14 protein-coding genes are annotated in these 15,964 nt (G+C 62.2%); 9 read left to right on the top strand and 5 right to left on the bottom strand.

Annotated features, from left to right (window positions below):
• Window positions 1–23 precede the first annotated feature (23 nt).
• The 3 genes from A9K65_RS10685 to A9K65_RS10695 are packed head-to-tail and all read left to right on the top strand — an operon-like array spanning window position 24 to window position 3,545.
• Window positions 24–1,547, top strand: a complete 1,524-nt coding sequence (locus A9K65_RS10685) for an ABC transporter ATP-binding protein (protein WP_064995316.1) — start codon at window positions 24–26, stop codon at window positions 1,545–1,547.
• Window positions 1,544–2,620 (top strand): ABC transporter permease, encoded by a 1,077-nt coding sequence (locus tag A9K65_RS10690; RefSeq protein ID WP_064995317.1) that lies wholly within the window; start codon window positions 1,544–1,546, stop codon window positions 2,618–2,620. Before A9K65_RS10685 ends, A9K65_RS10690 begins: the two co-directional genes overlap by 4 nt.
• Window positions 2,613–3,545 (top strand): ABC transporter permease, encoded by a 933-nt coding sequence (locus A9K65_RS10695; RefSeq protein WP_013529890.1) that lies wholly within the window; start codon window positions 2,613–2,615, stop codon window positions 3,543–3,545. The genes A9K65_RS10690 and A9K65_RS10695 overlap by 8 nt, the downstream gene beginning before the upstream one ends.
• A 10-nt stretch (window positions 3,546–3,555) precedes the next feature.
• Here A9K65_RS10695 and A9K65_RS10700 read toward each other — a convergent pair whose 3' ends face one another.
• The 5 genes from A9K65_RS10700 to A9K65_RS10720 all read right to left on the bottom strand — a co-directional run bounded on the left by A9K65_RS10700 (window position 3,556) and on the right by A9K65_RS10720 (window position 9,122).
• Window positions 3,556–4,476 carry an ABC transporter permease gene (locus A9K65_RS10700; RefSeq protein WP_084016228.1) on the bottom strand — a complete coding sequence of 307 codons (921 nt, stop codon included), beginning with the start codon at window positions 4,474–4,476 and terminating at the stop codon, window positions 3,556–3,558.
• Window positions 4,476–5,567 (bottom strand): ABC transporter permease, encoded by a 1,092-nt coding sequence (locus A9K65_RS10705; RefSeq protein WP_064995477.1) that lies wholly within the window; start codon window positions 5,565–5,567, stop codon window positions 4,476–4,478. The genes A9K65_RS10700 and A9K65_RS10705 overlap by 1 nt, the downstream gene beginning before the upstream one ends.
• Window positions 5,551–7,098, bottom strand: coding sequence for an ABC transporter ATP-binding protein (locus A9K65_RS10710; RefSeq protein ID WP_064995319.1), 1,548 nt, complete (start codon window positions 7,096–7,098; stop codon window positions 5,551–5,553). The genes A9K65_RS10705 and A9K65_RS10710 overlap by 17 nt, the downstream gene beginning before the upstream one ends.
• 96 nt (window positions 7,099–7,194) lie before the next feature.
• The gene (locus tag A9K65_RS10715) at window positions 7,195–8,289 is read right to left on the bottom strand and encodes a BMP family ABC transporter substrate-binding protein (protein WP_013529894.1); all 1,095 of its coding nucleotides are present in this window, start codon (window positions 8,287–8,289) and stop codon (window positions 7,195–7,197) included.
• A complete protein-coding gene (locus A9K65_RS10720; protein ID WP_063173785.1) occupies window positions 8,286–9,122 on the bottom strand; it encodes a GntR family transcriptional regulator in 837 nt (278 codons plus the stop codon). The genes A9K65_RS10715 and A9K65_RS10720 overlap by 4 nt, the downstream gene beginning before the upstream one ends.
• 250 nt (window positions 9,123–9,372) lie before the next feature.
• Between A9K65_RS10720 and A9K65_RS10725 the strand changes: the two genes are divergently transcribed.
• From A9K65_RS10725 to fghA, 6 genes are all read left to right on the top strand, one after another.
• Window positions 9,373–10,230, top strand: a complete 858-nt coding sequence (locus tag A9K65_RS10725; protein ID WP_064995478.1) for an aromatic ring-hydroxylating dioxygenase subunit alpha — start codon at window positions 9,373–9,375, stop codon at window positions 10,228–10,230.
• 29 nt (window positions 10,231–10,259) lie between these two features.
• Entirely contained in the window at window positions 10,260–11,153 is an 894-nt protein-coding gene (locus tag A9K65_RS10730; protein WP_064995320.1) for an aromatic ring-hydroxylating dioxygenase subunit alpha, read from the top strand.
• Window positions 11,154–11,174: 21 nt separating this feature from the next.
• On the top strand, window positions 11,175–12,941 hold the full coding sequence (locus tag A9K65_RS10735) for a Rieske 2Fe-2S domain-containing protein (RefSeq protein WP_064995321.1): 1,767 nt from the start codon (window positions 11,175–11,177) through the stop codon (window positions 12,939–12,941).
• A 70-nt stretch (window positions 12,942–13,011) separates the two neighbouring features.
• The gene (locus A9K65_RS10740) at window positions 13,012–13,662 is read left to right on the top strand and encodes a glutathione S-transferase (protein ID WP_064995322.1); all 651 of its coding nucleotides are present in this window, start codon (window positions 13,012–13,014) and stop codon (window positions 13,660–13,662) included.
• 58 nt (window positions 13,663–13,720) lie between these two features.
• Window positions 13,721–14,848 carry an S-(hydroxymethyl)glutathione dehydrogenase/class III alcohol dehydrogenase gene (locus A9K65_RS10745; RefSeq protein WP_086081298.1) on the top strand — a complete coding sequence of 376 codons (1,128 nt, stop codon included), beginning with the start codon at window positions 13,721–13,723 and terminating at the stop codon, window positions 14,846–14,848.
• A gap of 224 nt (window positions 14,849–15,072) precedes the next feature.
• Window positions 15,073–15,906, top strand: a complete 834-nt coding sequence (gene fghA, locus A9K65_RS10750) for an S-formylglutathione hydrolase (RefSeq protein WP_245322031.1) — start codon at window positions 15,073–15,075, stop codon at window positions 15,904–15,906.
• The last annotated feature ends 58 nt before the right edge of the window (window positions 15,907–15,964 follow it).

Genomic DNA, 15,964 nt, shown 5'->3' on the forward strand with positions numbered 1-15,964 from the left:
ACCAGGCAGCCCGGTGCGACCCAATGGAAGACCTGCTGAACGTTCAGAACCTTACCAAGCGATTTGGCAGCGTCATTGCCAATGACGGGGTTAATCTCGATATCCGCAAGGGTGAGATCCACTGCCTTTTCGGTGAAAACGGGGCAGGCAAGTCGACGCTGTCGTCCTGCCTCTACGGCTACTACAAAGCCGATAGCGGCGAGATACGCTTCAAGGGCGAGGTGGTGGAATTGAACTCTCCCGGCGATGCCTTGCGGTTAGGCATCGGCATGGTTCACCAGCATTTCGTGCTGGTGTCGAACTTCACCGTGCTCGAAAACATCATCGTCGGCAGTGCCGATGTCGGGTTGCTGCTGAGGAAGGCCGATGCCCGCCGCAGGGTTCTCGGCCTCTGCAGGGACTGCGGCATCGACATCGACCTCGATCGCGAAATCTGGCAGTTGTCGGTCGGTGAACAGCAATGGGTGGAAATCCTCAAAGCACTCTATTTCGGTGCCGAGCTGCTGATCCTGGACGAACCGACGGCGGTCCTGACGCCGCAGCAATCCGACCAGCTCTTCGTCATCCTTGATGGGATGCGCAAGCGTGGATTGTCGATTGTCCTGATCAGTCACAAGCTGCGCGAGGTGATGCAATCCGACAGGGTCACCATCCTGCGCAAAGGCAAGGTCGTCGCTACGGTGGACACCGCCAATACGACAGCCGAGGCGATTACCGCCCTCATGGTCGGGCACAAGGTGACGAAAAACGTCAGGGACAATTCCGTCATGCCGGCGGGAGAAATCCTCTCGGTCGAGAAGGTGTCGGCGGTTGGCGAATGGGGCGAGGATGTCCTCAAGGACGTGACGTTTACCGTCGCCGCCAACGAGGTTCTCGGGCTGGCTGGCGTTGCCGGCAACGGCCAGAAGGAACTGTTCGAGGTACTGATGGGAGTCCGCGCGCTTCAATCGGGCGGTTTCTCGCTGGAAGGAAGCCCGGTCACCGCGCCGACGTCTCGCCAGATTCTCGACAGCGGCGTGGGTTTCATTCCGGACGATCGTTTCCTCGAAGGGTTGATCCCGGAGTTCGGAACCGCCGAAAACCTTGTCCTCGGCTGGCAGCGATCGCCGGAATATTGTCGCGGTCCGTTCCTCGATCGCCGCAAACTGGCTGAGTTGGCGAGGCGCAAGATCGACGAATACAAGGTCGCGACCGCCTCGGCGGACCTCCCGGTGGAGCGACTGTCGGGGGGCAACGCGCAGCGTGTCATTCTTGCCCGCGAGTTCCAGCATGCGCGGCGGCTGTTGCTGGCCAACCAGCCGACGCGAGGGCTCGACGTTGCGGCCTCCGAATTCGTCTACGAGAAAATCCTGGAAAAGCGGGCCGCCGGCTTTGCGATCCTGCTCGCCTCAGAGGAACTCGAAGACCTGCTGCGCCTTTGCGATCGCATAGCGGTCATGTTCAAGGGCCGGATCATGGGCATCGTGCGACCCGAGGAGACCAGCCTCCTCAAACTTGGAATGATGATGGCAGGCGATGCCAGCCAGCTTACGCAGGGAATTCAATGATTTCATTTCAACGACGCTCGGGCAGCAGCCTGGGATGGAACGTCGTCTGCTATTCGGCGGCGATATCAGGTGCTCTCCTGGCTTCCGCTGTTTTGCTGAGGCTTTCCGGCGGCGATCCTGCAAGGGCCTTCACGGCCCTGATCGTCGGCGCATTCGGCAGCCAAGGCGCATTGCTCGGTTCGCTGGCGAAGGCGACCCCGCTGTTGCTTGTCGGGCTGGGCACGGTGTTCGCATTCAGGGCCAAGATCTGGAACATCGGCCAGGAGGGGCAGGTGTTCGACGGCGCGATGGCCGCCTATTGGGTGAGTTTCTGGATAGCGCCATTGCCAGGCTGGCTGGCCGTCTGCACACTCGCGCTGGCCGGAATGGCGGGCGGCGGCGTGCTCGGCCTGTTGGCCGGCGCACTGAAAACCAGGTTCGGCACCAGCGAGATCATTTCGACGGTGATGCTGAATTACGTCGTCATGTACCTGCTCGCCTACCTTCTCGATGGCGGCCCCTGGATGGCGACAGGCGTGACCGTATCCTATCACCAGTCGCCGCCCATCGATCCAAGTCTGGAGTGGCCGATCCTCTTGTCCGTTGGGGCGGGAAAGCTGCATGTCGGCTTCCTGTTCGCTCTCGCCGCCTCGGCATTCGCAGCGGTGCTGCTCGACAAGACGTCGCTGGGCTACGAAATCCGCGCGTTCGGCTCAAACCCGACCGCGCTGACGTTTCGCGGCACCAATGTGCGCCGGCTTCTGCTGACCGTCATGCTGATGTCGGGGGCCCTGGCGGGACTGGCTGGCGCCGGCGAGCTTTTCGGTGTCTCGCACCGGCTGCGTGCCGAGACGCTGCTTGGCATCGGCAGTTCGGGGATCGTCGTTGCCATGGTGGGAGGACTGCGCCCGAGCGGCGTGATGATCGCCGCCCTGTTCTTCGGCGCGCTGGAAAGCGGCACGATCTACATGCGGCTGAAGAGTGGCACGCCGGCAGGCCTGGTGTCTGCGATGGAAGGGCTGGTGCTTTTGTTCTTTCTCAGTGCCGCCGTCGCAACGCGCCTTCAGATCGTGAGGAGGGAAGTCCATGCTTGAGCTGCTGCAGGGCCCGCTTCTGATAAGCCTCCTGGCGGCGATGGTCCGCATTGCCACGCCATTGCTTTTTTCGGCAATGGGCGAACTTGTCACGCAGCGCGCGGGCATCTGGAACATCGCTGTCGAAGGCACCATGCTGATTGGCGCCATTGTCGCCTACATGGTTGCCTCGACAACCGGATCGCCTTGGCTGGCTCTGGCGATAGCCATCCTGGCCTGCGCCGCGAGCAGCCTGATCATGTCGTTCGTCACGATTGTTTTGAAGGCCGAGCAATTCGTAGCCGGCCTTGCCCTTAATCTCCTGGCATCGGGCGTGACGCTGTTCTGGTTCCAGGCCTATATTGGCGGTCGCGAGGCGCCGACCTTCATCGGCTTCGACCAGGTTCCGATCCCCTATCTGTCGGATATTCCGATCCTGGGGCCGGTGCTGTTTTCCCAACGCCTGCTGACCTATGTCAGCTTCCTGGTGCCCATCCTCGTCTGGTTCTTTCTCTACCGAACGAAATACGGCCTTGAGGTGCGCTGTGTCGGCGAAAATCCGAAGGCGCTTGACGTCAAGGGCCTGCACGTCGGCCTCAGGCAGTGCCTCGCGATCATGTTCGGCAGCATGATGTCCGGCTTCGGCGGCGCCTTCCTGATGCTTGGCTATTCGGACAAGTTCGTTCCCGATCTCATTGCCGGCCGCGGCTGGCTGGTCGTGGTCGCGATCATCGCCGGCAACTGGATGCCGTTCCGGATCGTTGGAGCGATCTTCATCTTCGCGTTTCTGGAGGCGTTGGGCATCCATGCGCAAGTGGTGGGGATTCCTGTCCCCCACCAGTTGTTCCTCGTCTTGCCCTATGTGGCGTCACTTGTGCTGCTTGCGGGCCTGCGGTCGCGCACCCATCAGCCCGTGGCGCTCGGCATTCCCTACAACAGGGAATAGACCCTGCTGCTCAACCCGCCGGGCGGAAAGGCTTTGCTAGCGAAGCCGGGAAGTGCAGCGCCAGCATTTGCCGGTTTCGCGAGATCAGCACCAGAACGATGATTGTCGCGAGATAGGGCAGGGCCGAGAGCAGTTCGGACGGCACTTCCAGTCCGAGCGCCTGTCCCTGCAGCTGGAGGATCGTCATGCCGCCGAACAGCCAGGCGCCAAGCAGGATGCGCAGCGGGCGCCATGTGGCGAAAACCACCAGCGCCAGTGCGATCCAGCCTTTGCCGGCAGTCATGTTCTCGACCCAGAGCGGTGTGTAGGCGACGGACAGATAGGCGCCCGCCAGGCCAGCCATCGCCCCGCCAAACAGCACGGCCATGTAGCGGATCCTGATCACGGGATAGCCGATCGCATGCGATGTCTGCGGTGACTCGCCGATCGTTCGCAGGATCAGCCCGGCCTTCGTGCGGTAGAGAAACCAGCTGATGGCAGCGAACATCACCAGAGCCAGGTAGACCATCGGATCGAAGCGGAAGAGCAACGGACCGATCAGCGGCAGATCGGACAGAACAGGGACGTTGATGCCGTGCAGCGCCTCGATAGGCTCGCTGCCGAAGCCGCGGCCAAGGAAGGCCGACACGCCGGAACCGAAGATGGCCAGCGCCAGTCCGGCCGCATACTGATTGGTGAGGAAGGTCAGTGCCAGAACGCCGAACAGCAGCGAGGCGGCGGCACCTGCCAGGGCGCCAGCAAGGATCGCAACCGGCATTGGATAGCCCGCTGTGACGGCCCAGAAAGCCAATGCCGCGCCCATCAGCATCATGCCTTCGATGCCGAGGTTGAGCACGCCGGACTTCTCGACCACCAGTTCGCCAAGTGCCGCGAATATCAGCGGCGTGGCGGCGATGACGGTGCCGGTGAAGATGGCGATGAACAAATCCATCAGGCTGTCTCCAGCGCGTGCGTGTCTCGGGCCGGCCGTATCAGGCGGATGCGATAAAAAATGAAGAAGTCGGCGGCGAGCAGGAAGAACAGAAGGATGCCCTGGAAGATGCGCGTCAGTGCCGAGGGCAGGCCCAGCGTCATCTGCACGCCTTCGCCGCCGAGGAAAAGCAGCGACATCAACAGCCCGCCAAGCACGATGCCGAAGGCGTTCAGCCGGCCGATGAAGGCAACGATGATGGCCGCGAAACCGTAGCCGGGCGAAATCTGCGGCGAGAGCTGGCCGAGCGGCCCGGCGGCTTCCGCCATGCCGGCGATGCCGGCGGCCGCACCACCCGCCATCAGCCCGATCCAGACGGCGGCAGATTCGCGAAAGCCGGCATAGCGGGCGGCAAGCGGTGCCGCTCCGCTCACCGACATCTTGTAGCCAAGGAAGCTGCGGTCAGTGAACAGCCACATCACGAACACGACGACGACGGTGATGAAGATCGAAGGGTTGAGCCGATAGGCCGGGTCGAAGGATTCGAACAGGGCGGCTGTCGGCAGAAGTGCCGTCTGCGGGTAGTTGAAACCGGCCGGATCGCGCCACGGTCCATGCACGAGATAGGACAGGAACAGCGTCGCGATGTAGGTCATCATCAGCGTGACCAGGATCTCGTTGGTGTTCATGCGGGCGCGCAGGAAGGCAGGGATCGCCGCCCATGCCATGCCGGCGCCCATGCCGGCAACGAACATCAACGGCAACAGCAGCACGCTGTCCGGGTTCGGCCAGAAAAGACCGACGCCGCTCGCCGCAATCGCGCCCATGGTGAACTGGCCCTCGGCGCCGATGTTCCAGACATTGGCGCGGAAGCCGATAGCCAGCCCACACGCAATGAGGATCAGCGGCGAGGCCTTGAGCAGCCATTCCGACAAACCGTTGAGGGAATTCAACGGCTCGACAAAGAAGGCGTAGAGCGTCGGCAGCGGATCGTGTCCGAGCGAGGCAAAAAAGATCGAGCCGACGACCAGCGTCAAAACCGACGCCAGCACCGGCGCCGCGACGCGCATTGTTGCCGAAGGCTCCGGCCTTTGTTCAATCCTGAAGCGCAACGTCGCCACTCCCAATTGCCATTTGATCCGTGCTCATCGTTCGACCGGTCATCAGCAGCCCGACCTCTTCGCGGTCGGTCGTCTTGCGTACCAGCGGCGGTGACACGCGCCCCTGGCAGATCACCAGAAGCCGGTCACAAATCTCGAACAGCTCGTCGAGTTCTTCGGAGACGACGAGCACCGCCGCGCCGGCGCGGCTGAGGTCGACGATGGTCTGGCGGATGAAGGCGCTGGCGCCGACATCGACGCCCCAGGTCGGCTGGGAGACAAGCAGAAGCTTCGGCTCGAGCGCGATCTCACGGCCGACGATGAATTTCTGCAGATTGCCGCCCGACAGGCTTTGCGCCGTCGAAGCCGGACCGTTGGCCTTGACCTTGAACCTGTCGATGATGCCAGCTGCGAAGGCGCTGGCTTTGCGCCGGTCGACCAGGCCGTTGCGGACGGTGCCGAAGCGATGGGCGGTCAGAACCGCGTTCTCCCACAGCGTATGCGACGGTACCGCGCCACGGCCCAGCCGTTCCTCGGGAACGAAGGCGAGACCGAGCTTACGGCGCTCGTCGGCACGAAGGCGAGCGGCAGCGGTACCGCAAATCCTGATCGCGTCGTTGTTGTGATGCGTGCGTTCGCCGCTGAGCAGGGCGATAAGCTCCGCCTGGCCGTTTCCGGACACTCCCGCCAGGCCGACGATTTCCCCGCCATGAACGTTGAAGGAGACGTCCTTCAGATCCACGCCGAAATGGTCTCTTGCCTTGACCGAAAGGTTGTTGACCTCGAGCACTGGCTTCTCGCTCGGGGTCGGCGGGCTGACATGCATTTCCGGCAGCTTCGAGCCGACCATCATGCGGGCGAGCTCGAGCGAGGTCGTCTCTTTCGGCCGAGCGGTGCCGGTGACCTTGCCGTTGCGCAGCACGGTTGCGGTGTCACAGAGCTCCTGCACCTCGTCGAGCTTGTGGCTGATGTAGACGATGCTGCAGCCTTCAGCGGCGAGTTGTCGAAGCGTCTCGAACAGCTTGACCACCGCCTGTGGCGTCAGCACGGAAGTCGGCTCGTCGAGGATCAGAAGCTTGGGCGCCTGCAGCAGGCAGCGCACGATCTCGACGCGCTGCCGCTCGCCGACAGAGAGGTCATGCACCTGGCGATGCGGATCGATCGGCATGCCGTAGCGAAGCGAAAGCTCGCGGATCTTGGCGGCAAGCGAGGGCAGATCGAAGGCGCTGCTTGCCGAGAGCGCAATGTTCTCGACCACTGAAACGGATTCGAACAGCGCGAAGTGCTGGTAGACCATCTCGATGCCGAGCGCGCGCGACGTCGCCGGGTTGTGCGCCGCGATCGGATTGCCGTCGCAGAAGATCTCGCCGGAATCGGCCTGCGCCGCGCCATAGATGATCTTCATCAGGGTCGATTTGCCGGCGCCGTTTTCGCCCAGCACGGCGTGGATTTCGCCGGGCTGGATAGCCAGCGAGACGTCGTCATTGGCGACGACGCCGGGATAGCGCTTGCAGATGTTGCGCAGTTCTAGACGCGGATGCATGGCGGGTCCTGCCGTGGCGTGAAGCGAGGTTGGACGGGAACCAGGCAGGGAGACGCCGAAGGTCGGTCTCGGCGCCTCCCTGGTTCTTGATGGCGTTCAGCTCAGCTTGCCGATCATGCCTTTGACGAACCAGTTCATGCCGCGAACATCGTCATCGGCCAGGACGGAGCCTGCAGCGACCTTGAGGTTGCCGGCCTGGTCCTTCAACTCGCCGCCATAGGGGTGCACCTTGCCGCTGCCGATGTCGGCCTCGAGCTGCTTCAGCTTGGCCTTGGTGTCGGCCGGTATGCCGTCATTGTAGGGCGCCATCTTCACGACGCCCGCTGCCAGTCCATCCCAGCGCACTTCCGGCTTCCAGGTGCCGGCGGCGACGGCCTTGGCGGCGCCGACATAGTCGCTGGTCCAGTCGAGGACAAAGGACGTCAGCTGTTTGCCCGAAGCGAACTTGGCCATGTCGCTGGCGTAGCCGATCGACCAGGCGCCGCCTTCACCCGCGACCTGGACGCCCGTCGCCGTGTCGGTCATCGAGCAGATGACATCGCAGCCTTGCGAAAGCAGCGTCTTGGCGGCCTCCTTCTCCTTGCCCGGATCGAACCAGGAATTGAGGAAGATGGCGTTGCAGGTGGCGTTCGGATTGACGCTTTGCGCACCGAGCAGCAGCGCGTTGGCCGGGCCGACGATATCCGGAATCGGAAAGCCGCCGATGAAACCAATCTTGCCGGATTTCGACATGTAGCCGCCGGCCGCGCCGGCGACGAAAGTGCCCTCGTAATATTTGGCTTCAAAGGTACCCAGATTGGCAAGGTGGACGATGCCGGAGCAATGTTCGAAAGCCACCTTGGGGAACCGCGGCGCCACTTTCTGCATGGGCGTTCCGTGCGAAAAGCTGGTGCCGAAGATCAGTTTGTTGCCGGCGCTGGCCAGCTCGCGGAAAATGCGCTCCGCATCCTGCGGCATGAAGATGTTGTCGATGACGGTGAGTTCGGCCTTGTCGCCGAACGCGGCTTTGATCGCCTCGACGCCAAGGCTGTGCTGCTTGGTCCAGCCGATTTCGGCGATCGGCGAGACGTAGACGACGCCGATCTTGAGCACCTCTTGAGCCTTGGCGACCGTGCTCAGCCCTCCAGCACCGAGCGCAGCACCCAGCGCACCGCTGTATTTCAGGAATCCGCGTCTTGTCAGGTCGTTCATGTCGGTAACCCTCTGTTGGTTTTTTTGGTTGATGCCCGGCTTGTCGATGCCCGGTCTTTGTTAGGGAGATGGACGTGCGCGTGCGCCGCGCCGTCGCCATTCCCGGATGGTTTTGCCTGCCTCAATCCAGCCGATATCGTCGCTCCGTCGGCCTTGCCGTCGAGATAGGGTGCGAGCGCTTCGGCAGGCGTCATCTCCGGAAACACCTCGCGATCCATGATATAGCCGCGCACCACGGTGCGGTGATGCGTGTCGATCAGGTCCATGGCCTGTTTCAGGCGGCCCTTTTCCAGGAGGTCTACGACCCTCGAATGATCGTCGAGCAGATTGCAATAGTCGAAATCGGCTGAAATGAGCGAGCGCAGCAGCGTCGTGCGGCGCACCAGCTGGGCATGGATTTCCTGCATCACCTTGTTGCGGCTAAGGCGCACGAACACCGTGTGGAATTCCTGGCCGAGCACGTCGGCCAGCGCATCGTTGCCGGCGGCGACTGCCTGGCGCTGGCGTTCGACATGCTGGCGCAGCTCGGCCCATCCGGCGGGGCCAAGGCGATCGCTGAGCTGGGCCGCCACCCCCTGTTCGACAAGGGTCAGCGCGTCGTAAATCTCCATTGCCTCCTGCATGCTAGGCCTGGCGACGAAGGCGCCGCGGTTGCGCTCGATCTGCGCCAGCCCGTCATCGGCGAGCCGTATCAGGGCCTGACGCACCACGATGCGGCTGACATCGAATATCTCGGCAAGCTCGCGCTCGCCGAGCTTGCAGCCGGGCACCAGCCGATGGTCGATGATGGCGCGGGTCAGCGTGTCCGCGATCGTCTGGGAGCGGCTGCTCAAGGCACGGTTCTCCGCCTTTGCGACGACATGATCAGCAGGCTTTCCATGATGAAGACATGACGCTTCGGGATGTGCCATATCCCAGGTTCAGGTTTTCCATATCGGAATTCAATCATCATAGTCTGTCAACACAAAAAATGATTTTGGCTGACAAAAAATCATTGATTGGTATCCAATCTTGTGATTTCGTCATTGCGAAACGTCAGGCTAGGTTCGTGGTGAAGGGCTAGCCGAGTTGGGAGGGATGCCGATGGCAACCCGTTGCGTCGACCGCGAGCTTCTGAACGACTGGCATATCGTCGCTGACCAGGAATCGCTCAGCCAGGATATGCCCTTTTCGACCCGCCTGCTTGGGGTCGATCTCGTCGTTCGCAAACATTCAAACAAGATCGAAGTCGTTCGCAACGATACCGGTGACGTGTTGAAGAGCGCCGAGCGCTATGGTTTCGTCTGGACCTGTCTGGACAAACCCTGGCGCGACATCATCTACATCCCCGAGGCCAACGAGGCGGATCGACATCTGGTCAGCGGCGGCTCGATCGCGGTCAAGGTGTCGGGCCTTCGCGCCGTCGAGAATTTTCTCGACATGGGGCATTTCCCCTTCATCCACACAGGCTGGCTCGGCGAGGAGCCGCATACCGAGGTCGTGCCTTACAAGGTGGAAATCACGCCCCAGGACGAGGTGCTGGCGACCGAATGCAAATTCTACCAGCCCATCGCGTCGCCGACCGCGAAGGAAGGGTTCGTCGTCGAGTACATCTACAAGGTGATCCGGCCCTATACGGTGGCGCTCTACAAGAGCAATCCGATCCAGAAGGGGAGGCTGGATGTCATCACGCTGTTCGTGCAGCCGGTCGACGAGGAGAACTGCGTCGCGCATCCCTATCTCTGCTACCTCAAGGAGGGCATGGATGCGGCGACGGTGCGCAGTTTCATGCAATTGATCTTCGCGCAGGACAAGCCGATCCTGGAAAACCAGGTCCCCAAGCGCCTGCCCCTCGATCCGCGCGCCGAGACGCCGATCCGCGCCGATGCCGTCTCGGTTTCCTATCGGCGCTGGCTGCGTGACAGGGCGGTCACCTATGGTGCGATACCGGCACAGATCTGATGACGTCCGAGGGTATTTGAAGGGATAACATGATGACGAAATGCGCTGATCCCGTGATCCTCAATCTCTGGCATCCCGTGGGCGCCATCGCGGAAGCTGCTCCCGGCGCCGTCCAGGAGACCGTTCTGCTCGAGGAGCGCCTCAGCTTTGCGGTGGACGCGGATGGCGAGCCCGTCGTCTGGCGCTCGCGTCCCGATGTGCAAAGGGCTGACCATATTCCACCCGCCGACAGGCTGCCTGCAATAAGCGCCTATGGCTATGTCTGGACTTCGCTCGGGTCGCCGCCGGCCGAGCTGTTCCCGATCCCCGAATATCAAGAGCCGGACCGCCGTAAGCTCAATGCGGCAACGTTCGGCGTCAACGTTTCGGCGCCGCGCGCCATCGAGAACTTTCTCGACATGGGCCACTTCCCCTATGTGCATACCGACATACTCGGCGTCGAGCCGCATACCGAAGTCAAGGAATACGACGTCGAGATCTCCGTCGATCGTGACGAGATCCTGGCCACGCGCTGCCGCTTCTTCCAGCCGATGGCGTCGACGGCGTCCGATGGCGGCGCCGACGTCGACTACGTCTATCGCGTGCCGCATCCCTATTGCTCGGTGCTCTATAAATCGAGCCCGATCGACGAGACCCGGCGCGATGTCATCGCCGTCTTCCTGCAGCCGGTCGACCAGGAGCATGTGCGCGCCCACATGCTGCTTTGCGTGCTCGACGAAGACAATGAAGACAAGGTGATCAAGCGTTTCCAGCAGACGATCTTCGGCCAGGACAAGCCGATCCTGGAAAACCAGGTGCCGAAGCGCCTGCCGCTCGATCCGCGCGCCGAGACGCCGATCCGCGCTGACAAGTCGGCCATCGCCTACCGGCGCTGGCTCAGCCAGAAGGGCGTGACCTACGGGGTCATCCCGGCTGCAGCCTGACAGACATTTTGGAGACGATTGATGTTGGAAGAAGCCAGAAGCCGGTGGCATCCGATCGCCGCTGCCCATGATTTGCCGTTTCGCCACGTTTTCCACGGCCAGTTGCTCGGCCGGGAATTCGCCGTGTGGCGGGCCGATGACGGTTACGTCAACATCTGGGAGAACCGCTGCCTGCATCGCGGCGTCAGGCTGTCGATCGGCATCAATGACGGGCGCGAACTGAAATGCCAGTATCACGGCTGGCGTTATTCGAACCGCACCGCTGGCTGCACCTATATCCCGGCTCATCCGGCCGATGCACCCGCCCGCACCATCACCAACCGCACTTTTCCGGCGGTCGAACGTTATGGCTTGGTCTGGTCCTCGGAAGAGCCGCGCGGGGAGGTGCCTGAGATTGCCGGCCTCGCCGAAGGCAAGCTCCTCGCCTTGCGCGGCATCGCGGTCAACGCGCCGGCCGACAAAGTCGTCGAGAGGCTGAGAGCCTATCGCTTTCAACCCAACGGAGCGATCGATGGCGAGGGCGCCGACATTCTCGTCGAAGCCGCCCAGGATTTCGCTGTGGCGCTTCGCTCGCGAGCCAGCAGCGCCGAGACGCAGGGCGTTTTCTTCGTGCAGCCGGTCGATTCCAACCGTTCGGTGATCCGCGGCGTGCTCGATCAGGAGGCCGAGGGCGCCGCGCGCATTGCCATTCTGCGTCACCACAATGAGCGGCTTTCCAAGCTGCGCGACGAGGTCGAGCGCGACGTGGCGAACGCGCCGGCGCCGGCGCCGCTCGAGCCGGTCTACGAACGGGTCTCGGCCGAACTCGCGGAAATGCCTGAGGTGACCACGCATGGCCGCAAGGCTGCGCTGCGTGTCAGCGTGGCCAGAAAATGGCAGACCGCTGACGGGATCGCAGGCTTCGAGCTTCGTCCGATCAAGGGCATCCTGCCGACGTTCCAGCCTGGAGCCCATATCGACGTCCACATGCCCAATGGCGAGATCAGGCAGTATTCGATCACCAACGGTCCCGGTGAAACCGACAGCTTCACCATCGGCGTCAAGCTGGAACGGGACTCCAAGGGTGGCTCGAAATGCATGCATGAGACGGTGCGAGAGGGCGACGTGTTGGCGATTTCCGAGCCACGCAACAACTTCCCGCTGCGCCGCGATGCGATCAAGACGCTGTTCGTCGCCGGCGGCATCGGCATCACGCCGCTGCTCGCCATGGCGCAGGCGCTGAAGAACCAGGAGCTTGCGCACGAGCTGCATTATTTCGCGCAAGGCGAGGAACACCTCGCCTTTGCCGATCGGCTGAAGCATCTCGGCGATGCGCTGAAGCCGCATCTCGGCCTCTCGCCCGACGCGACCGGCGCCGAGCTTCGACAACTCCTCGCCGGTTATCGCAATGGCATGCATCTCTACATCTGCGGCCCGGGACCGATGCTGGAAGCCGCGCGCAAGATCGCGGCCGAGCAGGGCTGGCCGGATAGCGCCGTCCATTTCGAGTACTTCAAGAACACCAACAAGATCGACGACAGCTCGAGCTTCGAGGTCGCGCTGGCGCGCTCCTGCGTCACGCTTCAGGTGCCGGCGGGCAAGACGATCATGCAGGTCATGCGCGAAAGCGGCATCGATGTTCCGTCGTCTTGCGAGCAAGGCGCCTGCGGCACTTGCGTGGCGACGGTGATCGAGGGCGAACCGGACCATCAGGACGTCTACCTCAACGATGCCGAGAGGAAGGCCGGAACCAAGATCATGACCTGCGTTTCGCGCGCCAAATCGGCACGCCTGGTTCTGGACATCTAACTGTTTGTTTTACGCATTCCGGACGGAAAACCGTTACACACGTTTCCTGGAATTGCTTTAGGAGCTGCCGATGATCACGCTTTACGACTACGAACTGTCGGGCAATTGCTACAAGCTGCGGCTGCTGATGAGTTTTCTCGGCATCGACTACAAGACCGTGCCGGTCGACTTCTACCCCGGCCGCGAACACAAGTCGGAATGGTTCCTGAAACTCAATCCGCTTGGCCAGCTGCCGGTCATCGAGGATGAAGGGCTGATCTTGCGCGACGCCCAAGCGATCCTTGTCTATTTCGCCTCGAAATACGATCCGTCGGGCACCTGGTATCCGCGGGACAATCCCGCTCTGCTGGGCGAGATCAGCCAGTGGCTGGCCTTTGCAGACGGTATCACTTCGACGGCGTCGGCCGCCCGCCTGCACGATGCGCTGTTTTATGACTTCGATATCGACGCCGCGCGTGCCGGCGCGCATCGCCTTTTCCGTATCCTCGACGAGCATCTGTGGTTCGGCGAACAGCAGGGCCGCAACTGGATCTGTTCGGCCAGTCACCCGACCATCGCCGACATCGCCTGTTTTCCTTACATCATTCTGTCGGAGGAAGGCGGTATTCCGCGCCAGGACTATCCGGCAATTCGGCGCTGGTGCGACCGTGTCAAGCGCATCAAGGGGTTCACCGTCATGTCGGGTGTGTTTCCCGCCGGCCCCGGCAAGATCGCCGCATAGTCTGATCATAAGCGCCGCGTTCTGGCCCGGCAAAATAGAGATTTGGGAGAGAAAAAGAATGAAAACCCGCGCCGCTGTCGCTGTCGCCGCCGGAAAGCCGCTGGAGATCATGGAGGTCGACCTCGGGGGCCCGCGCGAGGGCGAAGTGCTGGTCGAGATCAAGGCGACAGGCATTTGCCACACCGACGAATTCACACTGTCGGGCGCCGATCCGGAAGGTCTGTTTCCGGCCATCCTCGGCCATGAAGGCGCCGGCGTCGTCGTCGATGTCGGCAAGGGTGTCACCTCGCTCAAGAAGGGCGACCACGTCATCCCGCTCTATACGCCCGAATGCCGCCAGTGCCCGTCCTGCCTGTCGAGAAAGACGAACCTCTGCACGGCGATCCGCGCCACGCAGGGCCAGGGCCTCATGCCCGATGGTTCATCGCGCTTCTCGATCGGCAAGGACAAGATCTTTCACTATATGGGCTGCTCGACCTTCTCCAACTTCACCGTGCTGCCCGAGATCGCACTGGCCAAGGTCAACCCCGACGCGCCCTTCGACAAGATCTGCTACATCGGCTGCGGCGTCACCACCGGCATCGGTGCCGTGATCAACACCGCCAAGGTCGAGATCGGCGCCACCGCGGTCGTCTTCGGCCTCGGCGGCATCGGCCTCAATGTCATCCAGGGCCTGAAGCTTGCCGGCGCCGACATGATCATCGGCGTCGATTTGAACAACGACAAGAAGGAGTGGGGCGAGCGCTTCGGCATGACGCATTTCGTCAATCCGAAGGAGATCGACGGCGATGTCGTGCCCTACCTCGTCAACATGACCAAGCGTGGCGCCGACCAGATCGGCGGCGCCGACTACACATTCGACTGCACCGGCAGCACCAAGGTGATGCGTCAGGCGCTCGAAGCCTCGCATCGCGGCTGGGGCAAGTCGGTGGTCATCGGCGTTGCCGGCGCCGGCCAGGAGATCTCGACGCGGCCGTTCCAGCTGGTCACCGGCCGCACCTGGATGGGCACCGCCTTCGGCGGCGCGCGCGGCCGCACCGATGTGCCGAAGATCGTCGACTGGTACATGGACGGCAAGATCCAGATCGACCCTATGATCACCCACACGCTCAAGCTCGAGGACATCAACAAGGGTTTCGATCTCATGCATGCCGGGGAGAGCATTCGCAGCGTCGTGGTTTACTGACCGGCTCACACGACACGCCCGCGTCGAAGGCTCTGTGTTCCCAAAATACCGTGCCTCCCCGACATCGGGCGTTAGGCCGGCGGCGCGACTGACATTCCGGATGTCCGCGCCGCCGGTCGGTTCGACCCCACCTGATCCGCCCGGGTTGCCGCGATCATGGTCGATGCCGTAGACACCGGCCGATTGGCGTTTGAAATCCGTGGAGAGGGAATATGCCGGAACCCATGAAGACCATCTCCCAGGCAAAATCCCTTGGCGGAGTGCAGGGCATCTATTCGCACCTGTCGACGAGTTGCTGCTGCGACATGACATTTGCCGTTTTCGTGCCTCCACAGGCCCGGGAAATGCCTTGCCCCGTGGTGTGGTATTTGTCGGGACTGACCTGCACCCATCAAAATGTCATGGACAAAGGCGAATACAGGCGCATGGCCGCCGAACTTGGCCTGATCGTCGTCTGTCCAGACACCAGTCCGCGCGGTGCCGACATCCCTGATGACAAGGACAATTGGCAGTTTGGCGGCGGCGCCGGCTTTTATCTTGATGCAACGCAGGAGCCTTATGCGAAGAACTACCGGATGTATTCCTACCTCGTCGAGGAACTACCCACGCTGATCGCCGCTAATTTTCCGGCAGACATGTCGCGCCAAGCCATAACGGGCCATTCGATGGGCGGACACGGCGCGCTGACGATTGCTTTGAAAAACCCGCAGCGGTTCAGGAGTTGCTCGGCATTTGCGCCGATCGTGCAGCCAAGCGCTGCCGGCTGGTCAAGGCCGGCTTTCGAAAAATATCTCGGCACGGATGAGGCCTCGTGGCGGGCCTACGACGCTACTTCGCTTGTTGAAGACGGGCGCCGCTTCCCGGAATTTCTCGTCGATCAGGGAACATCGGACGGGTTCCTGAATGACGGGCTGAGACCCTGGCTTTTGGAGGCGGCCTGCGCCAAAGCCGGCATTCCGCTGACGTTGCGCATGCAGGACGGATACGACCATTCGTATTTCTTCATTTCGACATTCATGGACGACCATTTGAGATGGCATGCGGAACGGCTTGCATAGGTCGAGGTCCGAGCGATGCAATCGGATTAATCCTCGTCCAAGCGAGGACCGCGTTACT

Origin of the sequence: Mesorhizobium sp. WSM1497 (assembly GCF_001672455.2) — a bacterium.
In the GTDB taxonomy this organism is placed as follows: domain Bacteria; phylum Pseudomonadota; class Alphaproteobacteria; order Rhizobiales; family Rhizobiaceae; genus Mesorhizobium; species Mesorhizobium ciceri.